The following is a 273-nucleotide window of genomic DNA, read 5'->3' as shown; positions in this document are numbered from 1 at the left end:
CTGTTTTTCAGCTGCCGCCGATATCGGCGAGCCTGCCCGCCACTGGTGGCCGGGCCGGGTAAAGTGGTCCTCCGTGGATTCCTTAAGACTGTGCTCAAGATCAGCGTGCCGACAGGCGGCTGTCGCCACCCTGACGTACGTCTATGCCGACTCCACCGCCGTGCTGGGGCCATTGGCCACCTACGCCGAACCCCATTGTTACGATTTGTGCAGCTCGCACGCCGCCCGGCTCACCGTTCCGCTGGGGTGGGAAGTGGTCCGGCTGAATCTCTC

General features: G+C 64.1%; 1 protein-coding gene. It reads left to right on the top strand.

Annotated elements, in window-relative coordinates; all coding sequences use genetic code 11:
- Window positions 1-73: 73 nt before the first annotated feature.
- The coding region (locus SB754_RS20245; RefSeq protein ID WP_410784159.1) for a DUF3499 domain-containing protein at window positions 74-273 on the top strand (200 nt) is incomplete at its 3' end.

It is taken from the genome of Leifsonia sp. SIMBA_070, from assembly GCF_046534635.1.
GTDB lineage: Bacteria > Actinomycetota > Actinomycetes > Actinomycetales > Microbacteriaceae > Leifsonia.
The sequence above is the reverse complement of the archived record's forward strand: the minus strand, read 5'-3'. Positions and strand labels throughout refer to the sequence as shown.